The following is a 23,967-nucleotide window of genomic DNA, read 5'->3' as shown; positions in this document are numbered from 1 at the left end:
CGGGTCCACATCGCCGACGGCACCGGCGGCCAGAAGCGCGGCCGGGATGCGGATAAAGGTATGGATCGTATCCCAGCCGGTATCCACACCAGGCATTTTATCGGCAAAGAACTCGACCACGTACATCACACCGGCCGCGCCGATGACCAGCGGGTTGGCCAGCACCTGCAAATCCGGCGGCAAGGTGATATTGCCGGTCGCTCCCAGAAATCCCAGGGTGGCGATGGTGGCGTATAGATTGATTCCGGCGGCCCAGGCCGCGCCCATGGTCAGGGCAATGATGTTGGTGATATGGGTAACGTTTTCCATGGTTGTTTACCTCCTCATGAGGTCATCCCGTTCAAACCGCCGCTCAAACATCCACCAGCCGCCGATTGGCCGTCGACCGTTCCAATATTTCGCGAAAAGCGGCCAAATCATCGGCAAGCCGCTGAACGACCGGCAGATGCATTATCGGCAGATCGTTGTCGCCCACCCGGTCCAAGGCCTCCAGCACCCACGCAAAGGTCATCCCGTCGGTATCCCGGGCCGGTTGTAGAGCGGCTTCCCCGGTCGCATCGTTTTCGATGCGCACAAGAATCCCGCCTTTTACCAGACGTTCGGTCAGATTGTCCACCAGCACCGCCGACAGCCCGATGGCGGCGGCGATCCGGGTGGGTGTCTCGGCCGGTTGTCCCTGATGAAAGCGGTGGACGACGTGGCGGCAGATCGCCAGGCAGAGCAAGCGGGTCTGCCGGATACTGAGCCGTTGCCCGCCGGCGGTGTCGTCCGCATGGTCCGAACGCTGATAGGCGTGAGAAATCTCAGCACCCACGAGCACGATCAGCCAACTGACCTGCAACCAGACCAAAAACAACGGCAAGGCGGCAAAGCTGCCGTAAATGGCGTTGTACTTGGCCACGAAAATCTGAAAATGGATGTACGCCGCCTGAACGGCTGGTAAGCGGTGCCGGCGATCACACCGGCCAGCAGCGCACCATCGAAACGCACCCGGGTGTTGGGCATAATCAAATACACCAGGGTGAACAGAATCCAGATCAGGGTAAAAGGCAGTAGCTTGAGGCCCAGATAGATCGCCGGACCGACCATCTGCAGCAGATGAAACCGGCCGGAAATGGCCGACACCTGGGACGTGATGTAAACGGTCAGGCTGCCGGACATGATCACCAGCAGCGGACAGATCAGCATGATGGTAAGATAGTCGCTGAGCTTGCGGATCGGATGCCTTGAACGCACCCCCCAAATATGGTTGAAGGCGTTCTCGATATTGCTGAGGACCTTGATTACCGCCCAGAAGAGCACCACCACGCCGATACCGGCAATCATGCCGCCTTTGGTGTTGTCCAGCATGTTCTGGGCAAAGGTGATCACCTGCTGAACGACCTCCTGCTGGGCCGAGAAGCTTTCCATCAACTCCTGCTGGAGACGGCGTTCAAACCCGAATCCCTTGGCGATGCCGAAGGCCATGGCCGCCACGGGCACCAGGGATAGCAGGGTGAAGAAGGTCAGGGCCGACGCACGCAAGGTTCCCTGGTGGCGACTGAAACCCTGAACCGAAAGAATCAGCGTCCGCAGCAAGCGAACCCCCATCCAACGTATCAGTGACAGCTGGTCGCGACGCAGGGACCAGAGGGTTCGCGTGAAAAAAGCGTGGCCGTTCTTTACCCGTGTTTTGAGTTTGTCCATGGTCGTGGGTGCATTTCAGGTTGTTGGCCAGGTAAGCGTTCACAGGTACCACATCTGCTTTGTTGCCGGACACTTGAAGTATGACCAATACGTCTGCGTGCCCGGCGCCGCACATCTGCGGCACCCTGTAAACGCTTACTGATCCGGAAGTTACAAAACATTGGTTATTTCAACCCTGTGAACGCGTACTTGGCCAGAATCGCGCCAATTCCGGCGAGCGGTTTCAAGGAACCCTACCCACCGGGCCATTCCGCCTGCCTGGCGTTGTATACAGTGCTCCCTGATCCAGATAAAGCGCCAAAACCGCCGCCGCATCCTGACGTTGGACGTCTTGAATCACCGCGATGCCCCGGCTTTCAAGCGCGGCCACCCATTCGGCCGGCTTGGGGCCCTCGTCAAAACCGATCCGGCGGGCATCGGCGTCGCGGGCACCACACACCAATTGGCGTACGCCCGACCAGACCACCGCGCCCAGACACATGGCGCACGGCTCGGTACTGGTCACCAGCCGCAGGGGGGCCAACCCCTCACCGCCGAGATCCCAGGTCCCCAGGATTTTCTGGGCAATCATGATGGCGGTGATTTCGGCATGCGCCACCGAGCAGTTCGCCGCCATGACGCGATTGACTCCCGGCGCCACCAGCCGGCCGGTGTGCATGTCGAAAATCGCGGCGCCGAACGGACCGCCGGTGCCGGCCGCCACATTGCGGCGGGCCAGCTCGATCGCAAAAGCCATCTGCGCGTCAAGGTCCGGATAGACCGCCGCCGGATCGGACACCACGGCATCGATCCAGGCCGGCAAGGCGACTTCAACCAAGGGAAACCGCATCGTCAGCGGGTCAGTTGGCGGTATTTGATCCGATGGGGCTGATCGGCCGCCGCGCCCAGGCGTTTCTTGCGGTCCGCTTCGTAATCCGAGTAGTTGCCCTCGAACCAGGTCACCTGGCTGTCTCCCTCGAAGGCCAGCATATGGGTGGCGATGCGGTCCAAAAACCAGCGATCGTGGCTGATCACCACGGCGCAGCCGCCGAAATTTTCCAAGGCTTCCTCCAGGCGCGCATGGTGTTGACGTCCAGGTCATTGGTCGGTTCGTCCAGCAGCAGCACGTTGGCGCCGGATTTAAGCATGCGCGCCAGGTGCACCCGGTTGCGCTCGCCGCCGGAAAGCACCCCCACCTTTTTTTGCTGGTCGGTGCCGGAGAAATTGAACCGCGCCACGTAGGCCCTGGAATTGACCTGCCGATCCCCCAGCGCCAGCGTGTCCTGATCGCCTGAGATCATCTCCCAGATGTTCTTTTCCGGATCGAGCACGTCGCGGCTCTGATCCACATAGGCCAGCTGAACGGTTTCGCCGGTGGTGAAGGTGCCGCTGTCCGGCTGTTCCTGACCGGTGATCATGCGGAACAAGGTGGTCTTGCCCGCGCCATTGGGACCGATCACGCCGACGATCCCCCCCGGCGGCAACGAGAATTCCATGTTTTCCACCAGAAGCTTGTCGGCGAACCCCTTGGACACCCCTTTGGCCTGGATGACCACATTGCCCAGACGCGGTCCCGGCGGGACATAGATCTCCAGCTCCTTGGCCAGGCGTTCGTTCTCCTGCCCGAGCAACTGCTCGTAGGCGGTGATGCGCGCCTTGGATTTGGCCCGTCGCCCCTTGGGCGCCATGCGAATCCACTCCAACTCCCGCTCGAGGGTCTTCTGGCGCTCGCTGGCCGACTTCTCCTCGCCGGCCAGACGGGCCTGCTTCTGCTCCAGCCAGGAGCTGTAATTGCCCTTCCAAGGGATGCCATGGCCGCGATCCAGTTCCAGAATCCAACCGGCCACGTTGTCCAGAAAATAGCGGTCGTGGGTGACGGCGATGACCGTGCCGGCGTACTGCTGCAAATGCTGCTCAAGCCAGGCCACGGTCTCGGCATCCAGGTGGTTGGTGGGTTCGTCCAAAAGCAGGATGTCGGGTTTTTTCAGCAGCAGGCGGCACAGGGCCACGCGACGTCGCTCACCGCCGGAAACCACATTGACCGGCGTGTCGCCGGGCGGGCAGCGCAGGGCATCCATGGCCATCTCCAGGCGGGCATCCAGGTCCCAGGCATCCAGCGCGTCGAGCTTCTCCTGCACCTCGCCCTGGCGCTGAATCAGCTTGTCCATCGCCTCGTCGGACATGGGTTCGGCGAACTTTTCGTTGATCCGGTTGAACTCCTCCAGAAGATCAACGGTTTCCTGAACGCCTTCCTGAACGACCTCGCGCACGCTTTTGGTCTCGTCGACCAGCGGCTCCTGCTCCAGGTAGCCCACCGTATACCCCTTGGAGAGGATGGTTTCGCCGTTAAATTCCTTGTCCACGCCGGCCATGATCTTCAGCAGGGTGCTTTTCCCCGAGCCGTTGAGGCCCAAAACACCGATCTTGGCGCCGTAGAAGTAGCTCAGGGAGATATCCTTGATGATCGGCCGCTTGTTGTAGAATTTGCTCACGCGGATCATCGAGTAGATGACTTTATTGGGATCGGTAGGCATCGATCGTTATTTCCTTTGTGCTGGTATGGGTCTTTATTTCAGAAGCGGCGGCGACTTCGCCGGCAATCGGATCTGTTCATGAATAATCGCTGGTAATGGCGGTTGGCAGTGATGATAACATCATTTTTACCAAAGTGGAACGTGCATTTTAAGCCGCGCCAGCCTGCAATGGCCGGTTATTCAACGTTCAAGGACGAGCCGATCAAGATAAACCCGCCGCGGTTCGGGCAGCCTGACGCTAAACAGGTTGAATTCGGTAATCCGCGACAGGTCCATGCGGCGGCCCTTGGGCGCCGTGGCAACGGCCTCAAGGGGGATGCGGATGCGGTTCCATCCAGGGTGCATCGCATAAGTTTGGTTGAAGCGATCCGCGTAGCGGTAGCCGGAGACATCATGCGGGTGATCGTTGATCTTGCAGACCAGGCGGATCGGTTTGTCATCGGGATTGTAGACACGGAAAACGATCCATCGCCACCCGCGCCAGTCGCCGGGAAAGTAGCTCAAACTTGCACCGCTGTATTGGGCCGTGTTGAGATCGATGCAAAGGGAGGCCCGCCCGCTGGCGACGATGGTGTGATCAACGGAAAGGCGAGCGTTGCCCGACCAGCGTTCCAACTCAAACGGCGCTTCGAAATCGGCCAATACCGGAAACGCACGGACCATGTCCCATTCATCCACCAGGCGCGGCCCACCGGCACCAACGCCAGCAGCAGCCAGCCGAGAATCGCCACCTGGGCCAGGCGTCGCCAGTGGGTAGGCAGGTGAAATCGGCCGGGAGCCCCAAAAAAGAGCGCCAGGAGACTACCGAGGATGTCGTGCTCCACATCCAGCCATCCGGGATAGCGGCCAACCGCACCCTGGGCGATCTCTACGGCACCGCCGACACTTACCGTCAACAAAACGACCACCACCACCTGCGTCACCCACCCCAGGGTTGCCAAGCGTGGCCATCCGCGCAACAGCAGCAGCGTCCAAACGGCGAAGGCAGGGATGTGCCCCAGATCCCAGGCGCGCTTGAAGGAACGCGCATGCACCAGATCCGGTCCGCCGACAAACAGCAAAATGGCGCAGACGATGGCAAAGAGAACCAAAAGCGACTGCCGTAGGTTGGCCACCGTGGGCATGGTTACCAGGTCACACTCATCATCGAACAGTTCAGGCCGCTGCCGATACCCATCAGGGCCACGTGATTGCCCGGGCGAATACGGCCGGTCTCGGCCGCCTGACCCAGGGTGATCGGCACGGCCGCCGGACCGATATTTCCCAGGGTGGGAAAATTGAGGTGGTGCTTTTGGGGGGTAAGCCCCAGTTTGGCATTGAGCACGTCCATGTTGCGCTGGCTGACCTGGTGGGGAATGTAGGCATCAATCTCCGCATCACTCCAGTTGGCCAGCACCTGGCTGGCAAAATCCCAGGTTTGTTTGGCCAGGTCCACTCCGAAAATCATCACCTTGGACGCATCGGCGGTCATGTAATCCCGCTGGCCGAGGCAAAGGCGGCAGTGCCGGGTGGCGGCACGCGTCACCGCGCCGTTGAGTAAATGGCCGCTGGTGGAAAGATCGCTCCGGCACAAAATCATGGCCACCGCGCCAGAGCCGAGGGTCAGGGTGGCGAACTGATCCCGGAAAGCCTCGGCCGCCGCATCCGGTTTGCGCAACCGGTCGAGGGTGGCCGCGACCACGTCACGGGAATTCTCGCCGTCCACGATCAGCCCGTAATCGACGAAACCGGCGTCGATCATCATGCCCAGGCTGGCCATGGCATTGACGAATCCCAGGCAGGCATTGCCGATATCATAGCTGATGCAGTGGTCGGCCAGCCCCAGGTTGCCATGCACCAGGCTGGCCACGGACGGCTCGATATAGTCCTTGGAAACCGAAGTGCTGATCAGGCAGCCGATGGCCTCGCGGGGAATGCCCGTTCGGGCCAGCACTTTTTCGGCCGCCAGGGTGGCCACATCGCTGGCCTGCTGGCCGGCTTCCCAGAAACGCCGTTCCCGAATGCCGGTGAGCCCCTGCAACATGCCCGGTTTCATGCCCAGCGCGCCATGGTGGCGGCCAGTTGCGATTCGATCTCGGTGGAGGTGACCACCTTGGTGGGGAGAACATATGCCACTGCTTCGATGGCGACATTGTTGAAAAACAGCGGTTTCATGGCATTCCTTTCGGCACTGGCGACGATGGGGGCACCCATAGCATGCTTGCGGCGCGGGGAAAACAGCCAATCGCTATGGCCGATCGGTACCGGCTACGGCCATCGTCGGCAAAATCCGCAGGAATCCCTTTAAATTCAAGACAAAATAGGATACCGAGAAATGACCTTGAACACCTCTTTGAACCGTTTCGCGAGAAAGCGCCTGCACCCATGAACCACCCATTTGCAACACTGCCCTTCATTCACCCGGTGGCCAAAAACGTCTATCTGGCCGGCGGACCGGGAAAAGCCCGCTTCCCCCATTGCAACGGCTTCCTGTTGATGGGGAATCGAACCGTGCTCATCGACAGCGGCATCGGCGCCGACCGGATCCGGCAGATCGATGAAAACATCCGCATCGACGCCTGATCATCAGCCACTCCCACCCCGATCACATTCTGGCCTGGCATGTGTTGCGCGATCGTCAGTTGTGGTTGCCGGCCGAAACCCCGGAAACAGTGGAGGATCTGGTTCTTTTGGGCCGCCGCTTCGTGGAAGGGGAAGCCGATGCCCGTTATTGGACCGATGTGGTGCGGGATCGTCTGGGCATCCATCCCTTGCGCCCGCCTGACCGCCGCTTCACCGATGGCGATGTCCTCGATTTCGGCGCCATTCAGCTAAGGGCCATTCACGCGCCGGGCCATTTAAGGGATCACTACTGTTTTCTGGAGACCACCACCCGAACACTGTTGACCACGGATATCGATTTCACCGGTTTCGGCCCCTGGTACGGCAACCCGGAAGGCGACATCGACCGGTTTCGGCAAAGTGTCATGATGCTGCGGGATATGGTCTGTGAATGGGTCGGATCCTCGCATAAGCGTCCGATCGCCGGCAAGAAGGCGGATGCGGCCTTTGCGCAATTTCTGGAACGGTTCGAACAACAGAAGATGGCCGTGCTGGCCCTGTGCCAGGGAGTGGATCTGGAGGCGATGATCCAAGCCTCGCCGTTTTACAATAACCGCATGCCCGATCCGAGGATGCAGCGCATCTTTGAGACCCAGATGATCCGCAAAAACCTGGCACGGCTGCTCGACGAGGGTCGCATTATCGAAAAATCGGGATATTATTTCAGCCGAGAGGAATTGAACCGCACCCGGTAGGGGCGAAAAATCTTTCGCCCCTACGCCACCGATGGCCGCTCAAACCGTCAGAATCATCAACCTCGGAAGCCGGTTCGTCGAAACGGCAGCTCAGCATCAGCATCTCATCCGCCATCTTGTGCTCGATCCGGTAGGGTAATTTCTCGAAGAGGCGGATCATGGCCGGGTTGTCGGGGTCGGTATAGGCGAACAGACCGGCGATGCCCTTATCCCGGGCTCCCTCGGCGAGCTTCTTCTGGATCAAGCCGCCCAACCCCTTGCCCTGCCATTCTCGTGACACCGAAAAGGCCACTTCGGCCATGTTCACGCCCGGATCGAGCAAGTACTCTCCGATGCCCACCACCCGGCCGAAGCCGAACTCGCCCACCACGGCGACGATGGTCAGGTTGCTGATATAATCCACCTGGGAGACCTCGCCCGCCTCCCGGGCGTCGAAGCGCTCGCGGCGGTGGAAAAAGCGTGCGACCACATCCTCGGGATCCAGGTCGTAAAAATGTTCCTGGATGCGCCGCGCATCCACCGGCTTGGCCGGGCGGATGGTCACCGATTCACCGTCGATCTCGAGGGTCTCTTCCAGGCGCAGGGGATAGACGCCGGTAATGGCGCCTTTCTGAACCTGCTCGGCGCCCAGGATGCCCATGCGTTTGGCTTGGCTGAAAAGTTCGTCGCGAAAATCCGGATGGGCGATGCTGATCATGGCCAGGGCGCGTTCCTGAAAACTCTTGCCGAACAGATTGACCACCCCGAATTCCGTGCAGACGTAATGCACGTCACTGCGCGGGACAACCACGGCCGTATCGCTGAGCATCGGCACGATGCGGCTCTTCTTGCCCTGCATGGCCGTGGCGGGCAACAAGAGAAGCGATTTGCCCCCCTCGCTCATGGCCGCCCCGCGCACGAAGTCGAGCATGCCGGTGACGCCCGAAAAATGGTTATAGGGCAGCGCGTCGGCCGCCACCTGACCGGTCAGATCGATGGCCATGGCCACGTTGATCGCCACCATGCGATGATGGCGGGCGATGATCGACGGATCGTTCACGTATTCCGACGGATGCAATTCGATGACCGGGTTGTCGTTGATGAATTCGTAGAGGTCGGCCGAGCCCACGGCGCTGGAGGCCACGATCTTGCCCTCGTTGTACCCTTTTCTGCGTTGGTAATCACCCCGCGCGAGAAGAGATGCATGATCGGGCTGGTCAGATACTGGGTATGAACGCCCAGGTCGTTCTTGTCCTTCAGCGCCGCCAGGGTGGCTTTGGGCGTGGTGCCCGGGCCGATCTGGATCGTGGATCCGTCGTCGATGAGCCGGGCGATCAACTGGGCGATGGTATCGGCCGCGTTTAATTCAGGCGTCGCTGCCAGGGTGATCAGGGGCTCCTCATACGGCACAAACAGATCCACATCGTTGACGTGCAGGAAACTGCGCCCCAGAACGCGCGGCATGCGCGGGTTGACCTGGGCGATCACCAAATCGGCGGACAGGGCGGCGGACAGGGTGATGTCCACCGACACCCCCAGGCTCAGACAGCCGAAATCGTCCGGCGGGGTGGTCTGGATCAAGGCCACATGAATGGGCAGGCGCCGGCTCTTGAACAGCCGGGGGACCGCCGACAGGTTCATGGGCGTGATGAAGCGTGAATGGCGGGCGATGGCCTTGGGCTTGGCCGACCCGGAGTAGAACTGGCGGATATTGAGACTGGCGCCCTTGCTTTTGCTCGCAATCAGCGACAGGGGCGTGGTCTCCAGGGACATGAGACGGATGATCTCCAGATCGGCCAAGCGCTCCGATGCATTGGAAAGCGTCCGCACCAGATGCTGGGGCTCGCCGCAGGAAGAGCCGATAAACACCCGCTGGCCGGGCCGGATCCGGTCGATGGCCTCGGCCGCCTTGCAGGTTTTTCGGACGTAGTCGTCTGCCCAGGAGGGGTGTGTTCCCATGGATTTCCCTTGACGGATTCGTAAGAAGCCCGATATCGGCGTTACGCGAATTCTTCGTCACTGCGGCGTACGCTTAAGTATGCCTCCCTCCTCAGAATTCGCAAGCCTTGATCTCGGGCTTCTTACGAATCCGTCGGATACGCAATTTCTTACGAGTTCATCACGCTTGCCCGTGTTGTTCGCCGCCGTACCGTTTTTTGACTTCATCGCGATCGATAACGCCGTTTTTCTCCGGCAAGGCGTCGACAAATTCGACATACTGCGGCTTCTTGTAGCGGGCGATGCGCTGACCGACGAAGTCGATCAGGTCCCTGGCGGTGAGCGACTGGCCCGGCGCGAGCACGCAGACCGCCTTGATGCCTTCCTTCCATTTGGGGTCCGGCACGCCGATCACCACGGCTTGGCTGACCGCCGGATGCTCGAGAATCACCGCCTCCACTTCCGCCGGATAGACGTTTTCACCGCCAGGCTTGATCAGTTCCTTTTCCGGTTTGCGCCCGGCAAACCACAGAAAGCCATCCGCATCCATGCGGCCCATGTCGCCGGTGTGATGACGCCCGTTACGAAAGGTGTGGGCATTGTCCGCCGCCAGATTCCAATATCCCTTGAAAACCATGGGGCCGGTGAGGGTGATTTCTCCCACCTCGCCGGTGGGCACCGGGTTGTCGGCCTCGTCGACCAGGGTCACAACGCCCATGGCAATCGGTCGGCCGGCCGCGCCAGGGCAATCGTCGTAAGGTCCCAGGGCCGCCAGGCAAGCGGTCTCGGTCTGGCCGTACATGCTGTAAAAGGTGCCGCCGGTGACCTTTTGGTAGCGTTCGATGGTATCGCTGCCATCGAGCCCCATCACGGCCCGCAGCGAGGAGATATCGGCCCCGGTCTTTTCCTGTTCATCCAAAATGGCGCCCAGAATCGGCGAAAAATCGAAAAAGACGGAGGCCCGTTTGGATTGGATCAGCGCGACCGCCTCGGCCGCATCGAAACGCTTCATGTTGACGTTAAGGACGCCCGTGTGGAAGGCGGCAACGGCCATGAAGAGACCGGCCACATGAAACAGGGGCAGCAAATTCAGGTGCACGTCATGGGTCGTCAGGCCGAAGCAGTGGTTGAAGTGCAGGCTGGCGCAGAGCAGATTGGCATGACTGAGCAGCGCGCCGCGCGGCCGGCCGGCCACCGCGGCGGTATGAATGATGACCAGGCCGGTGTCGGCGTCGACAGGCTTGGGGACAGAGGGCGCATCGCTGGTCAAGGCGTCAAAGGCCTCGAAGGGGCCGGCCTCGGTCAGATTGACGAATCGCCTGACCGAGGGCAGTTGATCGCGAACACCGCTGATCACCGGAGCGAATTCATCATCCACGAAAACCATCACCGGCGTGCCGTCGTTCAGGTTGAAGGCCACCTCTCCGGCGGAAAGACGCCAGTTGACCGGCAGCACGATGGCACCCAGGGCGGCGGCGGCGCCCACCAACTGAAAGAAGCCCAGGCTGTTCTTCCCCACGATGCCGATGCGATCCCCCGCCTGAACGCCGGCCTGCTGCAGCCCGGCGGCCAGCCGATCCACCTGGGTTTTGAAATCCCCAAAATGAATCGTCTTTCCCGTTTCGGCCTCGAACCAGGCCGGCAGACCGGCGTAGCAAACCGCATTGCGCCGGATGAGATCATACACGCTGAAATCGTAAAGCCCCATGCCCCCTCCTGAGCCAACCCATTTGTTTTTATTGTTTTTGATGGGTTATACCACAAATCCGCATGTCGATGCCAGCCATGGTTAGCTTCGGCACAGGCCGCGTTTCAGGGAAAGGTCGCCTCGAAGGTGGATACCTTGACCAGGCCGTCGGCCTTGAAAACAGCGGAACCGCCACCGACCGTTACCGGAATTTCGTAATTCGGGATACCGGTCCACCATTTTTCCAGGGCAGACCAGGCGTCGGTGCCTTTTTCCTTGAGCTTGAACCCGCCGGTCACCAGCAGGCTGAGCAGGGATTGCCGCACATCAAAATGGGCATGTACCCGCACCTGGTTGGTCATCCCCGGCGGAATCCACTGGGTGGCATCGGTGCTCACCGTGTTGAGTTCGAATTCTTCAAACAAGACGGAAAACTTCAGACTTTCCATCTGCACGGGAAAGGGGTTGGGATTTTTCAGATTGAAAGTAAAGGCCAAATCCAGGGGGGCGCCCACATCATCGGCCTTACCCTTGGTGGGCGCGACTTTCTTGGAGTAGTACCAGTACCCGAAGGCATGGGTGACCTCCATGTTGTCCAGGGTGACCACCGGTGCCTGAAAGTTCTTCTCGGTCGGCTTGGCCGGCATTCCGGCACAGCCCGAAAGCATGAATAGGATCGTCAGCACGCACCCCATCACCCGCCATATTCTTTTTCTCTGCATCTTCTCCCCCCCTTTAATTGTAAGTGTCTATCCGGAAATAGACACGATTTAGGCAAGCCAGCGCTTCCGGCGTTTATAGTGCTTGACCTCGCGAAAGCTTTTTCGACGCCCGAAGTCGGTCATGCCGAGATAGAAATCCTTGATGTCCGGATTCTCACGCAGTTTCTCGGCCGAATCGTCCATGACGATCCGGCCGGTCTCCATCACATAGGCATGGGGCGCCACATTGAGCGCCAGTTTGGCGTTCTGTTCCACCAGCAGAATCGAGATCTTCTCATCGCGGTTGAGTTGCTGGATGATGTTGAAAATTTCATGGATCAGCAAGGGCGCCAGCCCCATGGACGGCTCGTCCAGCAAAATCAGCTTGGGGCGGGTCATCAACGCGCGTCCCACAACGGTCATCTGCTGCTCGCCGCCGCTGATAAATCCGGCGGTTTCGTGGCGTTTTTCCCACAGACGCGGGAAATAATGATACACCTTGTCGAGCCCCTCCTTGATGGAACGGCCGTATTTTCGCATGTGGGCGCCCACCTTGAGGTTCTGCTCGACGGTGAGATGTTCGAACACCCGGCGGCCTTCGATCACCTGGACAATCCCCATCTTGGCGATCTTCTCGGCCCCCAGTTTGTCAATCCGCTCACCCATGAATTCGATGGAGCCATCCGTCACCGCACCGTTCTCGTGTTTCAACAGACCGGAAACCGCCTTCAGGGTCGTGCTCTTCCCGGCGCCATTGGCCCCCAGGAGGGCAACGATGCCACCTTCGGGCACCTCGATGGAGACCCCCTTCACCACAAGGATCACCTCATGGTATTTGACTTCGATGTTGTTGATCTTCAGGATCATGTTCTCTGCGGACAAGGGCTAACCCTCCATGGGACGCGAATTTACCAACCCAGCCACTCTTTTTCCCACTTCTCCGGCCAGCGCTTCTTCAGGTCAACCGCGTCGATAAGCGCAAACTGGCCATTTTTGTACTCGTAGATTTTGGCCTCGCTCTGGGAACGGTGGTCCGTGGCCGTAAACGTTGCCGGCGCGATGCCCAGGCCGATTTCATAGCCCCGCATGGTTTCGAATCCCTTTTTGAGAATCCCCTCGCCACTCAGGTCGCCGGCCTTGTCGGCAAGGCGCAACGCCTCGGCCAGGCCAAGGGCATTGGCCCAGGCCTGAACCGTGTGAATGGTCCTTTTCTCCTGGGGGATGCCGGGGTTGTATTTCTTGGCATATTCGATGACCTTGTCCATCAGCGGCACATCCAGGCCGTAAAAGGCCCAGGGCGCACATCCGATGGCGCCTTCGGCGGCCTTGCCGGCCAGCTTGGGCAGGTTCTCGTCAAAGCCCCAGCACTTGATCAGGTTGTCCGCGCCGAGCCCCAGGGCATAGGCATCCCGCAGGTCGCGGCAACGGACATGACCGTGTTGGTATGCAGGAGCACATCCGGCTTGAACTCCTTCAAGGCCAGGATCTGGCTCTTGGTATCGATGGCGAACAGGGATACATCCTGATCCGGACCGATATCGAAACCGAGCATTTCCGCCTGCTGCTTGGCGGCTTTGATGGATGAGCTGCTGAAGGGGGACGCAAACATGTAGCACATGGCGATGCGCGGCTTGCGTTTGCCGTAGTCGGGCTTGGTTGGCCATTTCTTGTCGAACCAGGACGTGATCAACCGCGGGACTGGGTCGAGTAGTCGGTGGCAAAGAATAGATTGTAGGGCGTCTTCTCCGGCTTGCACAAGTGGCCTGAATAGGAGGCCGAGACATAGGGAATCTTATCCTTGGCCACCGTCGGCGCCAGGGCTTCGGTGTCTCCGGTCCCCCAGCCCAGGATCGCCACGCATTTCAAGCGCTTGAATAGGTTGTACTTGGTGAGGGCCTCGGGAATCCGATAGCCATAGTCAAACTGGTAGAGCTTGATCGTCTTGCCGTTGATGCCGCCCGTATCGTTGATGTAGTGGATGGCTTCGGCGATGCCCAGGGCGTAATCCTTGCCGACATCGGAAGTCGCCCCGGTCATGTCACTGAGCGCGCCGATCTTGATCACCTCGGCCCCCGCCAAGGGGGAACCGCCAAAAACCAGCGCCGTCACCATGATGAGTATTGTGGTCCATACCCGTTTTGTGTTCATCGTCCTCCCCTTTCGTTCGTTCCGATCCGTCAATATGAAAACGGCCAAAGATTGAAGTAGTTCTTCCCCTGCCACCACCGGTAGGCCAACCCGTTGGGTTCGAAAATCATGAACATGCAGATGGCCAGGCCAAAGGCGGCCTCCTTGATAAAGAGAAAATCCATCAAAAGCTTCGGGAAACTGTCCGCCAGGGGCATCACCGCCAGTTGCAGGAGTTCCATGATCGCCACCATGAAAATCGAGCCGAAGATCGCCCCGTGAATCGAGCCGACGCCGCCGATCAGAATCACCCCCACCAGCCACAGGGACCAGAACCAGGGAAAATGCTCGGGACTGACCGCGGCCAGATTGCTGATCCAGAAGGCCCCGGCGATGCCGCCGATGAAACCGGCCACGAAAAATGCCAGCAGCTTGTACTTAACCACGTTGATGCCCATTACCTCGGCCGAAACATCGTTGTCGCGGATGGCGACCCAGGCCCTTCCGGCCCGTGAGCGCAGAAGGTTGGCCAGTACGGTCACACAACCGATCACCAGCACGATCATCATGAAATAGACCTTCAGATCGCTGTCGATTACCCAGGGGCCGACCTTGATGGTGCCGGGCGGGAGCGAAAACGCCTGGCCCCGGCCGCCAATCTGGCTGATGTATTGGGTGATGATGAAGTCCACGGTGATAAACTGGGCCGCCATGGTGGTCAAAATCAGATAGAAGCCCTTGACCCGCGCCGATGGCAGGCCGAACAGCACGCTCCAGAGGCCGGCCACGATGGCCGCCGCGACGATGCTGATCGGATAGGCCAGGCCCCACTGCATCATCCAGGCAGGCCAGGGAAACTCCAGGATCAAGAGCGTGCTGGTATAGGCCCCCACGGCCAGAAAGGCCGCATGCCCCAGGGTGATCTGGCCGCAAAACCCGATCAGCAGCTGGACACCGAGCGCCCCCAGAATCGTGTAGCCGATCTGGTTGCACACGCTAAGCTCGTAGGAATCCGCGAAAAACGGAATGACCCCGAAGAGAAGCACTGCCAAGAGGACCATCTTGCCGCAAATGAAGCGGGTCTGCCACCAGGCATGATCCTGGGCATAGGTTTCATGGTAAACCCCGCAGGGAAGCCAGGTTGTCGACATAACGACTCCGTTTTCGATTAACGATTCATGTTCGTTTCATAAAATTTTTCGTATAACGCCGATATCGGGCCCATTGGCCATTTCTGGACGCCAACTAAACTCTTTCGATCCGCTCCCATCCCCACAGCCCATAAGGTTTGAACAGGAGAAAAATCGCCATGAAGGCAAAGGGCGCGATCTCCTTGACGGCGCCGGGAAAGTAGCGGTCGAGGTAGGTGCCGCACAGGTTTTGTAAAACGCCGATGATGATGCCGCCGACGATGGCGCCGGGCACCGAATTGAGCCCGCCGAGCACCACCGCGGGCAGCACCAGAAGCCCGAGATAGCTGACCGAGATGTTCAATCCGTTGATGTTGCCCAAAAGCGTCCCCCCTACCCCGGCGGCCATGAAGGCGATGGCCCAGGCGGCCGCGTAAACGTAGCGGGCGCTGACGCCCACGGACAAGGCGGCCATCTCATCATCGGCGGTCGCCTGCATGGCCAGTCCCCAACGGGTGTATTTGAAGAAACAGACGAAGACGATCAGAAGCACGATGGCCGCCACGAAACTCCACAGGTAGACCTGGCCGACAATCAACGGACCGATGTGAATGGGCTCGATGGAGAAGACCGGCGGCGTGAAGACCCGGGTGTCGGTTCCCCAGATGAACTCGACGGTGCCCTTGAAGAAAAAGGAGAGCCCCACGGTGACCATGATCACCGTGAGCACCGGCTCGCCGATCAGCTTGTCCAGAAAAATCCGTTCGGTGAGGATGCCGAGAACGAACCCGATGATCAGCGAAATGGCCAGCGCCAAGAGGAAGGGCACGCCCATGGAGTAAAAGCTGAGCGATACGTAGGCACCGATCAGCGTCATTTCTCCCATGGCCAGATTCAGCACGCCGGAGCATTTGTAGATCAATACCCATCCCAGGGCGACCAGGGCATAGATGCCGCCCACCATGATACCGGTCGTGAGCGTCATTAGAAACAGTTCCATCGGGCTTCTCCTTTTGTCTTTCTGCTTCAGTGGGGCAAGATCCGGTCATCCGTCGGCCAGGTGGATGATGCGCATGTCGGTGTTGATGTGGGCCTCGCGTCCGTCCTCGTATTTGATGGTGGTGTCAATATGGACGCTGTCGGCCGCCGTGTACAAGGCGTCGACAATCACGCGATAGCGCTTTTCCACGAACGCCCGGCGCAGCTTGCGGGTGCGGGTCAACTCGTCGTCGTCCGCGTCGAATTCCTTGTACAGGTTGGTGAACTTCACGACCTTGGCCGCATCGGGCAAATCCTGGTTGGCCTGGCGGATCTGTTTCTCCACCAGGGCGTAGACCTCGGGTTTCTGCGACAGTTCCTGATAACTGGTGTAATTGATCTTCTTCTCATCGGCCCATTTGCCGACCACGTTGTAGTCGATGCACAGCACGGCCGAAATGAAGTCCTTCTTATCACCGATGACCCAGGAGTCCCGGATGTAGGGCTGAACTTAAGACGGGTTTCCAGGTACTGGGGCGAGAAGGGTTTGCCATCCCTAAGGGTGAACACGTCCTTGGTGCGGTCAAAGACCACCAGATGACCGTCTTCATCGAGAAACCCCTTGTCATCGGAGTAGAGCCAGCCGTCCACCAGGGCTTTTTCCGTGGCCTCGGGGTTTTTGTAGTAGCCGAGAAACACCGAGGGGCTGCGGGTGATGATTTCGCCCTCGGCGGTGATCTTGATCTCGGTGCCGGGGATCGGGTGGCCCACGGTGTCGAACTTGATGTCGCCGTCGCGGTGGACCACCGAAATGCCGGCCACTTCCGTCTGCCCGTAGATCTGTTTGAGATTGACCCCCAGGGCATGGAAGAAACGGAAATGGTCCGGCCCCATGGCGGCCCCGCCGGTGTAGGCGTGTCGCACCCGGGAGAGCCCCAGATGATCCTTGAGCTTCTTTTGCACGGTGATGTAGGCCAGCTTTTCGAGCAGCTTCCAGATCAGCGGTACCGGTCGCTTGCCGAACTTCAGATCGGCCACGTGGTAACCGATCTTGGAGGCCAGGGTGAAGAACTGGCGTTTGATCCAACTGGCGTCCAAATGCTTGACCTGCACGGAGCGGGTCATCTGTTCGTACATGCGCGGCGGGGCGAACATCACGTGGGGACCGATCTCCCGAATATTCTCCTGGGCGGTCTCGGGCTCCTCGGGAAAATTGATCGTGTAGCCGATCTGAAGCCCGCAGGAAATGGACATCATCTGCTCGCCGATCCAGGCAAAGGGCAGGTAGGAGACATAATCGTCCGTGTCGTAGCACGGATCCACGGACATCAGGTGCTGTCCCATGGTGAGCATGTTGTTGTGGGACAACAGCGCCCCCTTGGGCAGCGACGTCGTTCCGGAGGTATAAAAAAGCAGGGCCACGTCATCGCCATGCCCGCGATGGACCATCTGCGCGAAGAGATCGGGCTGCGCTTGTTCCAGCTCGCGCCCCAGGTCCATCAGGGCGTTGTTGCTGATCAGGCAATCCTGATGATAGTTGCGCATCCCCTTGGGGTTGTCCCAAATGATCTTTTTCAATTGGGGACACTCGCCAAGGATGGAAAGGGCCTTGTCGACTTCTTCCTGCCCCTCGCCAAAGAGAAACTTCGTGTCCGAATGGTCGAGGATGTACCTGACTTCGTCGATGAGGCAATCCTGAAACAGCCAGACGGCCACGCCACCGGCGCACAACGTGGCCATCTCGGCCCACAGGCCTTCGGGACGGTTGTCGCCGATCATGGCGACCTTGTCGCCGGGTTCCAGTCCGAGCCGGACCAGTCCCAGGCTCAGGTATTTGACATTCTCGAAGTAATCCCGCCAGGTGATCGGCCGCCAGAGGCCGAACTCCTTCTCACGCATGGCCACGCGGCCTTTGCCATAGCGCCGCGCCTGGTCGTAAAACAATTTCTGGATGGTCAGTTCTTTGGTGATGGAAACGCCGCCGGTCGCCGGACTATGCACGTGTTGCATACAGATCCTCTTCACCCAGATAGGCTTTGATCACTTCCGGATGGTTCTGCACCGCCTCGGGGGTTCCATCCATGATCATATTGCCGAAGTTCAGCACAAACACCCGATTCGAAAGGTCCATGACGACGCCCATGTCGTGCTCCACCAGCAGGCAGGTCACCCGCCAGCGTTTTTCCTCATTGATATCGAGGATGAAACGGGCCATGTCCTCGACCTCCTCGAGGTTGAGGCCGGCCAGGGGTTCGTCGAGGATGAGCAGTTCCGGCTCCAGGGCCAATGCGCGGCCCAGTTCGACACGTTTTTGCAGCCCGTAGGGAAGCATGCCCACGGGCTTATGGCGAATCTGCTCGATTTCAAGGAGATCGATGATCTCCTCTTCGATAAAGGCCCGATGTTCGATCTCCTCCTTTTTGGCTCTGCCCAGGTAAACGGCGCCGCTCAGAATCCCCGAGCGGTAATGCACATGCCGCCCCAGGCGGATGTTGTCCAGCACGGTCATGCCGCCGAAAACCTCGACTTTCTGAAAGGTGCGGGCGATGCCCAGTTTTGCGCGCGCATGGGGTTTGAGCGTGTTGATGCGTTTGCCCTTGAAGCGGATGGTGCCTTTCTGGGGCCGGTAGAGGCCATTGATGATGTTCATCATCACCGTCTTGCCGGCCCCGTTGGGACCGATGACGGAATGAATCTCCCCTTTTCGGATCGTCAGGTTGATCCCCGAAAGGGCCGCCACTTTGCCAAAATGCATGTGGACATCCGATAACGCGAGCAGTTCGTCCCCTTGCTTCATCCCAGCTGCCGTTCCCAAGGAATCGCCTCCGTGTGCCGTGTGGTCAGATCAGTGTCATCGTGGATGTTGACGGACGCATCCATTTTGCATGGAAATGTATGACGAACCATTAATTTATACATATGAAATAAAATGAATTTTATTCATCACCATTTAATACCCGATCCCGAGGGCGTGTCAAGTTCATAAAACGACAGGTTGGCTGTCGGGTAAAAACCGATAGCCTTTAAACCACCAGAATTTTGCGCACGGTTTCGACGATCGCCTCCGGATCGTCGAGCACCTGGATAATGTCCAGGTCCTTGGCGGAAATGCGTCCGCCGGCGAGCAATTGCCGGCGGAGCCAGTCGAGCAGGCCGGCCCAATGGTCGGTGCCCACCAAAATGATCGGAAACGGTCGGATGCGCCGGGTCTGTACCAGGGTCATCACTTCAAAGAGTTCGTCCAGGGTGCCGAAGCCCCCCGGCATGACCACGTAGGCGGACGCATATTTGATGAACATCACCTTGCGGATGAAAAAGTATTTGAATTCCATCTGGACCGAGGCGTAGGGGTTTGGCTTCTGCTCGAAGGGCAACCGGATGTTCAGTCCCACCGAGGTACCGCCGGCCTCGGCGGCGCCTTTATTGGCCGCCTCCATGACGCCACCACCGCCACCGGTGATCACGGCGAACCCGTTCTTGACGAAAAGCGCCGCCAAGGACTCGGTTTTCTTGTATAGGGGATCATCGGGCCGGGTACGGGCGGAGCCGAAGATGCTGACCGCCGGCCCCAAATCGTAAAGCCCTTCCACACCCTCCACGAATTCCCCCATGATCTTGAACAAGCGCCAGGATTCGCCCAGTTTCAGGTCATCGATCAGAAATTGTTTCTCTACCATGTCTTTCCCTTTCCGTTGATCAGGGTCTTCGGCACCCCCAGAAACCGGCTCAGCGCCCATGGAATTTCATGATACCAGAATTTTTGAGTGATCACCATATGTTGGGGATATCGTGGTGCCATGGGTTACACATTGACATCAATTGCGGCGATTGATATTTAAATTAAGTTTAAATCAAGGGGGGCAGACCCCTTTTTTATTGGTCCGGCGTAACGGAAAACACCACGCAACCTGCACTGGCCGGCGAGCAATCCGCAACTTTTTTGAAATGATGGAGCAATGAAAGCTGCCCAAACGATAACCCTCCGGATTGTAAATGCCCTGGGACTGCACGCCCGTTCGGCAGCCCAACTGGCCAAGCTGGCCGCCCAGGCCAAGGGTGGTGTGTGGATTGACAAAAATGGCAATCGGGCCGATGCGACCTCACTGCTCGACATCCTGACCCTGGCCTGCCCGCAAGGTACCGAAGTCACCGTCAGCATAGACGATGAAGCCGATATGGAAACCCTGGAACAGATGGCGGCGTTGATCCGTTCCGGGTTTGGAGAATAATCGTTCATGGAAGATCAGGAATCCCAGGAAATTATCCTCAAAGGCATTGGCGGCTCGCCCGGTATCTGCATCGGCAAGGCCTACCTGGTGGATAAGGAAGGGGTCGACGTCGTTAAACAGTACATTGTCCGTAAAGCGTTCCTCCCCGCGGAAGTGGGACGGTTTAAAACCGCCGTGAGGAAAGCCGGCGAGGCTTTGCAACGGGTTATCGACAAAACCCCCGAAGAGCTGCGCCAGCATGTCCAGATTCTGGAAACCCACATGCTGCTGCTCAAGGACAAGATGCTCTACGACCGTACCATCGAGGTTATCGAAGGAGAGCATGTCAATGCCGAATGGGCGCTGAAAAAAGTGGTCTCGCAAGTCAAGCCCATGTTCGAGAACATGTCCAACGACTACCTTAGGCAGCGGGCCGAGGATATCACCCATGTCGCCGACCGGATCATGGAGAACCTGGTGGGAGGCGAACATGTAAATATCGCCCGCATCGACAAACGGGTCATCCTGGTGGCCCGGGATCTTTCTCCGGCGGAAACCAGCCAGATCCAGTTGGAGCGAATCAAGGGGTTCGTCACCAATCGCGGCGGCCATGCATCCCACACCAGCATCATTGCCCGGACCCTTGAAATCCCGGCGGTGATGGGGGTGGGCAACGCCACTCTGAAGATCAACAACGACGATATCATCATCGTTGACGGCGGAACCGGCACGGTCGTGGTCCATCCCACGGAACAGACCCTTTTGGCCACCGAGGAACGTCGGGAGCAATACGAAATCCGCAAAGCCCAGATGGCCCGCACAAGCCATCTGCCGGCCAAGACCCAAAACGGTCAGCTCATTTCGGTCATGGGCAATATCGAATTGCCCGAGGAGGTGGTGGCCCTGCTGGATCACGGCGGCGACGGCATCGGGTTGTACCGGACCGAATTCCAATACCTCAGCCGGCCCGATTTCCCCAGCGAGAACGGACTGTTCGAGAACTACAAAGATGTGATCGACGTCATGGGGAATCGCCCGGTGACCATCCGCACCCTGGATATCAATGGCGACAAGGCGGTCAACTATATCCACGAGAACCAGGAAGCCAACCCCGCCCTGGGGCTGCGGGCGATTCGCTACTGTCTCAGAAAACCCGATATTTTCCAGACCCAGTTGCGGGCCATCCTGCGGGCCGCCGCCCATGGGAATGTTCGCATTCTGCTGCCGATGATTTCCGGCATCGAGGAGGTCGAAAAGGCGATCGCGCTCATCGATGACGCCGCCGAAAGCCTGGAGAAACAGGGGCTCGCGTACAACCGCGATATTCCCATAGGCATCATGATGGAGGTGCCCTCGGCGGTGGTCACGGCCGATATCCTGGCCGAGAAGGCCGATTTTTTCAGCATCGGCACCAATGATCTGATTCAATATACCCTGGCCGTCGACCGGGGCAACCGTCATGTGGCCCACCTGCATCAACCCCTGCATCCGGCGATTCTGCGGCTGATCAAGGGCGTTTGTGATGTGGCCAGGGAAAAGGGCATTCCCACCTACATGTGTGGTGAAATGGCCGCCGCGCCCCTCTTTGCCCCCATTTTGCTCGGATTGGGCGTGGAGGAACTCAGCATGAACCCCCAGGCGATCCCGGTCGTGAAGAGCGCCATCCGTTCCCTCAACCTGGCCGGCATCGACACCCTTATCGCCGAGATGATGCGGTTGACCACGGCCAGGGCGATCCAGGATTTTTTAACCCAACATTTCGGCGAAGCGGTGACCCGGCTCGGCGCTGCCGGATCGGATCAGTAAGACAGGAGCACGAACCCTTTGGAAAAACCCCCTATCAAGATCGTGGCGGAAAACCGCAAAGCCCGCCACGACTATACGATCGAAGATACCTACGAGACCGGAATCGTCCTGGTCGGCACGGAAGTCAAATCCCTGCGCATGGGCAAGGCCAACCTCAAGGATTCGTATGCGCGCATCAAAAATGGCGAGGTCTTTGTTTACCAGATGCACATCGGCGCTATCCCTTCGCCTATTACAACAATCATGATCCCCTGCGGCCGCGCAAACTGCTGCTGCACAATTACGAAATCAAAAAGATCTACGGCAAGGTCAACGAAAAAGGCTACGCATTGATTCCCCTGAGGCTGTATTTCAAGGCCGGCAAGGCAAAGTTGTCCCTGGCCCTGGCCAGGGGCAAGCGCAGCCACGACAAACGCGAATCGATCCGTCAGCGCGACCAGAAGCGCGAACTCGACCGGGAGCGAAAAAACAACCGATGATGCCTGAAGCGGAACATATCATCCCCTCTCCGCCCCAGATGATGTCGACTCGATCTGCAGGAACGGCTGCCAGCATGAACCCTTCGCGCAAGCGCCTGACTAAAAAACCGCCAGCATTCACAGGCCCCCGGGAACGTCTCAGCCAGATGCTGGTCCGCCTTCGCCAACTGGAAGGCAATCCCCACTATATCGCCATGGGCATGGGGTTGGGCATCTTCGTATCCATCCTGCCCATCATCCCGTTGCAGACCCTTGTCGCCGTCGGGCTGGCTTATCTGTTCCGGGGTAGCAAATCCGCGGCCGCCCTGGGCACTTGGCTCAGCAACCCCTTGACGATTCCCCTGGTCTACTATGCCAATTACAAACTGGGATGCCTGCTGCTGGGCTATGAGGCGACGCTGAACAACATCACCTTCGATTCATTCTCGCAGTTGATGGCCCTGGGGATCGATGTCACCTGGGCCATGCTGGTGGGCGGCGCATTGATCGGTGCCGTGCTCGGCATCATGGCATACTTCATCACCTTGCGGATCTTTGTGACCATCCGCAATCGCTCCTGTCCCTGGAACCCCGGCACAGGCCCGCGCCAATGACGTCGCCCCGTACTCTTCTGACCGCCTGGAATATCCAGGCCAGGAAGCAACTGGGCCAAAATTTCCTCAGCGATCCCAATGTGGCGCGGGCCATCGTCACCCATGCGGCGATCGGAGACGACGATGTGGTTTTGGAGATCGGTCCCGGCCTGGGCGCCATTACCCTTCCCGCCGCCCAGGCAGCCCGGAAGGTCATCGCCGTCGAGAAGGACGCCCGCATCACCGAGCTTTTGCGCACCGAACGCCTCGCCGCCGGTATCGACAACCTGGATATTCGCGAGGCCGACATCCTCAGGACCGATCTTGGGGCCATTGGCCGGGAAACGAATGCACCGATGATCGTGATGGGCAACCTGCCCTATAACATCTCATCCCAGGTAATCGTTCAGCTGATCCATGCCCGGCACTACATTCGCCGGGCTGTGCTGATGCTGCAAAAAGAGATGGCCGAACGCATCTGCGCGGGACCGGGATCAAAAACCTATGGACGACTGTCGGTGATGCTGGGGTACTGCGCGCAGACCGCCGTTTGCCTGCAGGTCCGGGCGCATCAATTCTTCCCGGCACCCAAAGTGGATTCGACGGTGATCAAAATTGATTTTATTGACCCGCCCCCCTTTCCCGCCGATGATGAACGGCTGCTCTTCCGGGTCGTCAAGGCGGCCTTTGGCAAAAGGCGCAAGACAATGCGCAACGCGGTTTCCCAAAGTGATCTGAAGCTGGATCCGGCAACGTGTGAACGGCTGTTGATTCAATCCGGGATCGATCCCATGCAGCGGGCGGAAAGTCTGCCCGTGGCGGCGTTTGTCCGGCTGAGCAACCAAATCGCAAGCAATGGATAACAAC

Annotated in this window: 27 protein-coding genes and 3 pseudogenes; 7 read left to right on the top strand and 23 right to left on the bottom strand. The window is 59.0% G+C overall.

Annotated features, from left to right (window positions below):
• The 9 genes and pseudogenes from JCM12296_RS11410 to JCM12296_RS41710 form a co-directional block, all read right to left on the bottom strand.
• Positions 1-309 (bottom strand): DUF4126 domain-containing protein (locus JCM12296_RS11410; protein ID WP_157067545.1); only part of this gene is annotated, 309 nt, incomplete at its 3' end.
• A 43-nt stretch (positions 310-352) separates the two neighbouring features.
• Positions 353-901 carry a YhjD/YihY/BrkB family envelope integrity protein gene (locus JCM12296_RS47355; RefSeq protein WP_172683863.1) on the bottom strand — a complete coding sequence of 183 codons (549 nt, stop codon included), beginning with the start codon at positions 899-901 and terminating at the stop codon, positions 353-355.
• On the bottom strand, positions 823-1,686 hold the full coding sequence (locus tag JCM12296_RS47350; RefSeq protein ID WP_054692847.1) for a YihY/virulence factor BrkB family protein: 864 nt from the start codon (positions 1,684-1,686) through the stop codon (positions 823-825). Before JCM12296_RS47350 ends, JCM12296_RS47355 begins: the two co-directional genes overlap by 79 nt.
• Before the next feature lie 223 nt (positions 1,687-1,909).
• Positions 1,910-2,503, bottom strand: a complete 594-nt coding sequence (locus tag JCM12296_RS11395) for a nucleoside deaminase (RefSeq protein ID WP_218188050.1) — start codon at positions 2,501-2,503, stop codon at positions 1,910-1,912.
• Between the two features lie 14 nt (positions 2,504-2,517).
• A pseudogene (gene ettA, locus JCM12296_RS11390) lies at positions 2,518-4,199 on the bottom strand (energy-dependent translational throttle protein EttA).
• Positions 4,200-4,379: 180 nt separating this feature from the next.
• A complete protein-coding gene (locus JCM12296_RS11385; protein WP_054692841.1) occupies positions 4,380-4,703 on the bottom strand; it encodes a hypothetical protein in 324 nt (107 codons plus the stop codon).
• The gene (locus JCM12296_RS11380; RefSeq protein WP_054692837.1) at positions 4,700-5,323 is read right to left on the bottom strand and encodes a hypothetical protein; all 624 of its coding nucleotides are present in this window, start codon (positions 5,321-5,323) and stop codon (positions 4,700-4,702) included. The genes JCM12296_RS11385 and JCM12296_RS11380 overlap by 4 nt, the downstream gene beginning before the upstream one ends.
• 2 nt (positions 5,324-5,325) lie before the next feature.
• Positions 5,326-6,234: a 3-oxoacyl-ACP synthase III gene (locus JCM12296_RS11375; RefSeq protein WP_218188049.1), complete on the bottom strand. Its 909-nt coding sequence runs from the start codon at positions 6,232-6,234 to the stop codon at positions 5,326-5,328.
• On the bottom strand, positions 6,231-6,392 hold the full coding sequence (locus JCM12296_RS41710; RefSeq protein WP_218188048.1) for a hypothetical protein: 162 nt from the start codon (positions 6,390-6,392) through the stop codon (positions 6,231-6,233). The genes JCM12296_RS11375 and JCM12296_RS41710 overlap by 4 nt, the downstream gene beginning before the upstream one ends.
• Before the next feature lie 171 nt (positions 6,393-6,563).
• Here JCM12296_RS41710 and JCM12296_RS11370 point away from each other — a divergent pair, with 171 nt between their 5' ends.
• Complete coding sequence (locus tag JCM12296_RS11370; protein ID WP_054692834.1) at positions 6,564-6,761, top strand: hypothetical protein; 198 nt, start codon at positions 6,564-6,566, stop codon at positions 6,759-6,761.
• Positions 6,762-6,802: 41 nt separating this feature from the next.
• Positions 6,803-7,495 (top strand): MBL fold metallo-hydrolase, encoded by a 693-nt coding sequence (locus JCM12296_RS11365; protein WP_246804165.1) that lies wholly within the window; start codon positions 6,803-6,805, stop codon positions 7,493-7,495.
• On the opposite strand, the gene JCM12296_RS49015 is transcribed toward JCM12296_RS11365, so the two are convergent.
• The 14 genes and pseudogenes from JCM12296_RS49015 to JCM12296_RS11305 form a co-directional block, all read right to left on the bottom strand.
• A complete protein-coding gene (locus JCM12296_RS49015) occupies positions 7,464-8,618 on the bottom strand; it encodes a GNAT family N-acetyltransferase (protein ID WP_306304009.1) in 1,155 nt (384 codons plus the stop codon). The two genes, JCM12296_RS11365 and JCM12296_RS49015, sit on opposite strands and share 32 nt — an antisense overlap.
• Positions 8,531-9,433: a hypothetical protein gene (locus JCM12296_RS49010; protein WP_306304008.1), complete on the bottom strand. Its 903-nt coding sequence runs from the start codon at positions 9,431-9,433 to the stop codon at positions 8,531-8,533. The genes JCM12296_RS49015 and JCM12296_RS49010 overlap by 88 nt, the downstream gene beginning before the upstream one ends.
• A gap of 160 nt (positions 9,434-9,593) precedes the next feature.
• Positions 9,594-11,120, bottom strand: coding sequence for an AMP-binding protein (locus JCM12296_RS11355; protein ID WP_054692828.1), 1,527 nt, complete (start codon positions 11,118-11,120; stop codon positions 9,594-9,596).
• Between the two features lie 104 nt (positions 11,121-11,224).
• Complete coding sequence (locus JCM12296_RS11350; protein ID WP_157067542.1) at positions 11,225-11,821, bottom strand: hypothetical protein; 597 nt, start codon at positions 11,819-11,821, stop codon at positions 11,225-11,227.
• A gap of 48 nt (positions 11,822-11,869) precedes the next feature.
• Entirely contained in the window at positions 11,870-12,682 is an 813-nt protein-coding gene (locus tag JCM12296_RS11345; RefSeq protein ID WP_306304007.1) for an ABC transporter ATP-binding protein, read from the bottom strand.
• A 26-nt stretch (positions 12,683-12,708) separates the two neighbouring features.
• A complete protein-coding gene (locus JCM12296_RS44205) occupies positions 12,709-13,065 on the bottom strand; it encodes a type 1 periplasmic-binding domain-containing protein (RefSeq protein WP_054692820.1) in 357 nt (118 codons plus the stop codon).
• A gap of 107 nt (positions 13,066-13,172) precedes the next feature.
• Positions 13,173-13,490: a type 1 periplasmic-binding domain-containing protein gene (locus JCM12296_RS44200; RefSeq protein WP_054692816.1), complete on the bottom strand. Its 318-nt coding sequence runs from the start codon at positions 13,488-13,490 to the stop codon at positions 13,173-13,175.
• Complete coding sequence (locus tag JCM12296_RS41700) at positions 13,487-13,948, bottom strand: ABC transporter substrate-binding protein (RefSeq protein WP_054692812.1); 462 nt, start codon at positions 13,946-13,948, stop codon at positions 13,487-13,489. Before JCM12296_RS41700 ends, JCM12296_RS44200 begins: the two co-directional genes overlap by 4 nt.
• A 29-nt stretch (positions 13,949-13,977) precedes the next feature.
• The gene (locus JCM12296_RS11325; protein WP_054692809.1) at positions 13,978-15,078 is read right to left on the bottom strand and encodes a branched-chain amino acid ABC transporter permease; all 1,101 of its coding nucleotides are present in this window, start codon (positions 15,076-15,078) and stop codon (positions 13,978-13,980) included.
• Between the two features lie 94 nt (positions 15,079-15,172).
• On the bottom strand, positions 15,173-16,057 hold the full coding sequence (locus JCM12296_RS11320; RefSeq protein ID WP_054692806.1) for a branched-chain amino acid ABC transporter permease: 885 nt from the start codon (positions 16,055-16,057) through the stop codon (positions 15,173-15,175).
• Between the two features lie 45 nt (positions 16,058-16,102).
• On the bottom strand, positions 16,103-16,486 hold the full coding sequence (locus JCM12296_RS41695) for a hypothetical protein (protein ID WP_479690857.1): 384 nt from the start codon (positions 16,484-16,486) through the stop codon (positions 16,103-16,105).
• A 290-nt stretch (positions 16,487-16,776) separates the two neighbouring features.
• Positions 16,777-17,934, bottom strand: a pseudogene (locus JCM12296_RS11315) (AMP-binding protein); the annotation flags it as partial.
• Positions 17,935-18,028: 94 nt separating this feature from the next.
• Positions 18,029-18,850, bottom strand: coding sequence for an ABC transporter ATP-binding protein (locus JCM12296_RS11310; protein ID WP_246804164.1), 822 nt, complete (start codon positions 18,848-18,850; stop codon positions 18,029-18,031).
• 208 nt (positions 18,851-19,058) lie between these two features.
• Positions 19,059-19,712 (bottom strand): LOG family protein, encoded by a 654-nt coding sequence (locus tag JCM12296_RS11305; protein WP_054692801.1) that lies wholly within the window; start codon positions 19,710-19,712, stop codon positions 19,059-19,061.
• Positions 19,713-19,991: 279 nt separating this feature from the next.
• Here JCM12296_RS11305 and JCM12296_RS11300 point away from each other — a divergent pair, with 279 nt between their 5' ends.
• From JCM12296_RS11300 to rsmA, 5 genes and pseudogenes are all read left to right on the top strand, one after another.
• Positions 19,992-20,264, top strand: coding sequence for an HPr family phosphocarrier protein (locus tag JCM12296_RS11300; protein WP_054692799.1), 273 nt, complete (start codon positions 19,992-19,994; stop codon positions 20,262-20,264).
• 6 nt (positions 20,265-20,270) lie between these two features.
• Positions 20,271-22,049 (top strand): phosphoenolpyruvate--protein phosphotransferase, encoded by a 1,779-nt coding sequence (gene ptsP / locus JCM12296_RS11295; RefSeq protein ID WP_054692797.1) that lies wholly within the window; start codon positions 20,271-20,273, stop codon positions 22,047-22,049.
• A gap of 42 nt (positions 22,050-22,091) precedes the next feature.
• Positions 22,092-22,528: pseudogene (gene smpB / locus JCM12296_RS11290) on the top strand (SsrA-binding protein SmpB).
• A 74-nt stretch (positions 22,529-22,602) separates the two neighbouring features.
• Positions 22,603-23,121 carry a DUF2062 domain-containing protein gene (locus tag JCM12296_RS11285; protein ID WP_054692794.1) on the top strand — a complete coding sequence of 173 codons (519 nt, stop codon included), beginning with the start codon at positions 22,603-22,605 and terminating at the stop codon, positions 23,119-23,121.
• Entirely contained in the window at positions 23,118-23,963 is an 846-nt protein-coding gene (gene rsmA, locus JCM12296_RS11280) for a 16S rRNA (adenine(1518)-N(6)/adenine(1519)-N(6))-dimethyltransferase RsmA (protein ID WP_054692792.1), read from the top strand. Before JCM12296_RS11285 ends, rsmA begins: the two co-directional genes overlap by 4 nt.
• Positions 23,964-23,967: the final 4 nt, after the last annotated feature.

Source organism: Desulfosarcina cetonica JCM 12296, from assembly GCF_001311845.1.
GTDB lineage: Bacteria > Desulfobacterota > Desulfobacteria > Desulfobacterales > Desulfosarcinaceae > Desulfosarcina > Desulfosarcina cetonica.
The sequence above is the reverse complement of the archived record's forward strand: the minus strand, read 5'-3'. Positions and strand labels throughout refer to the sequence as shown.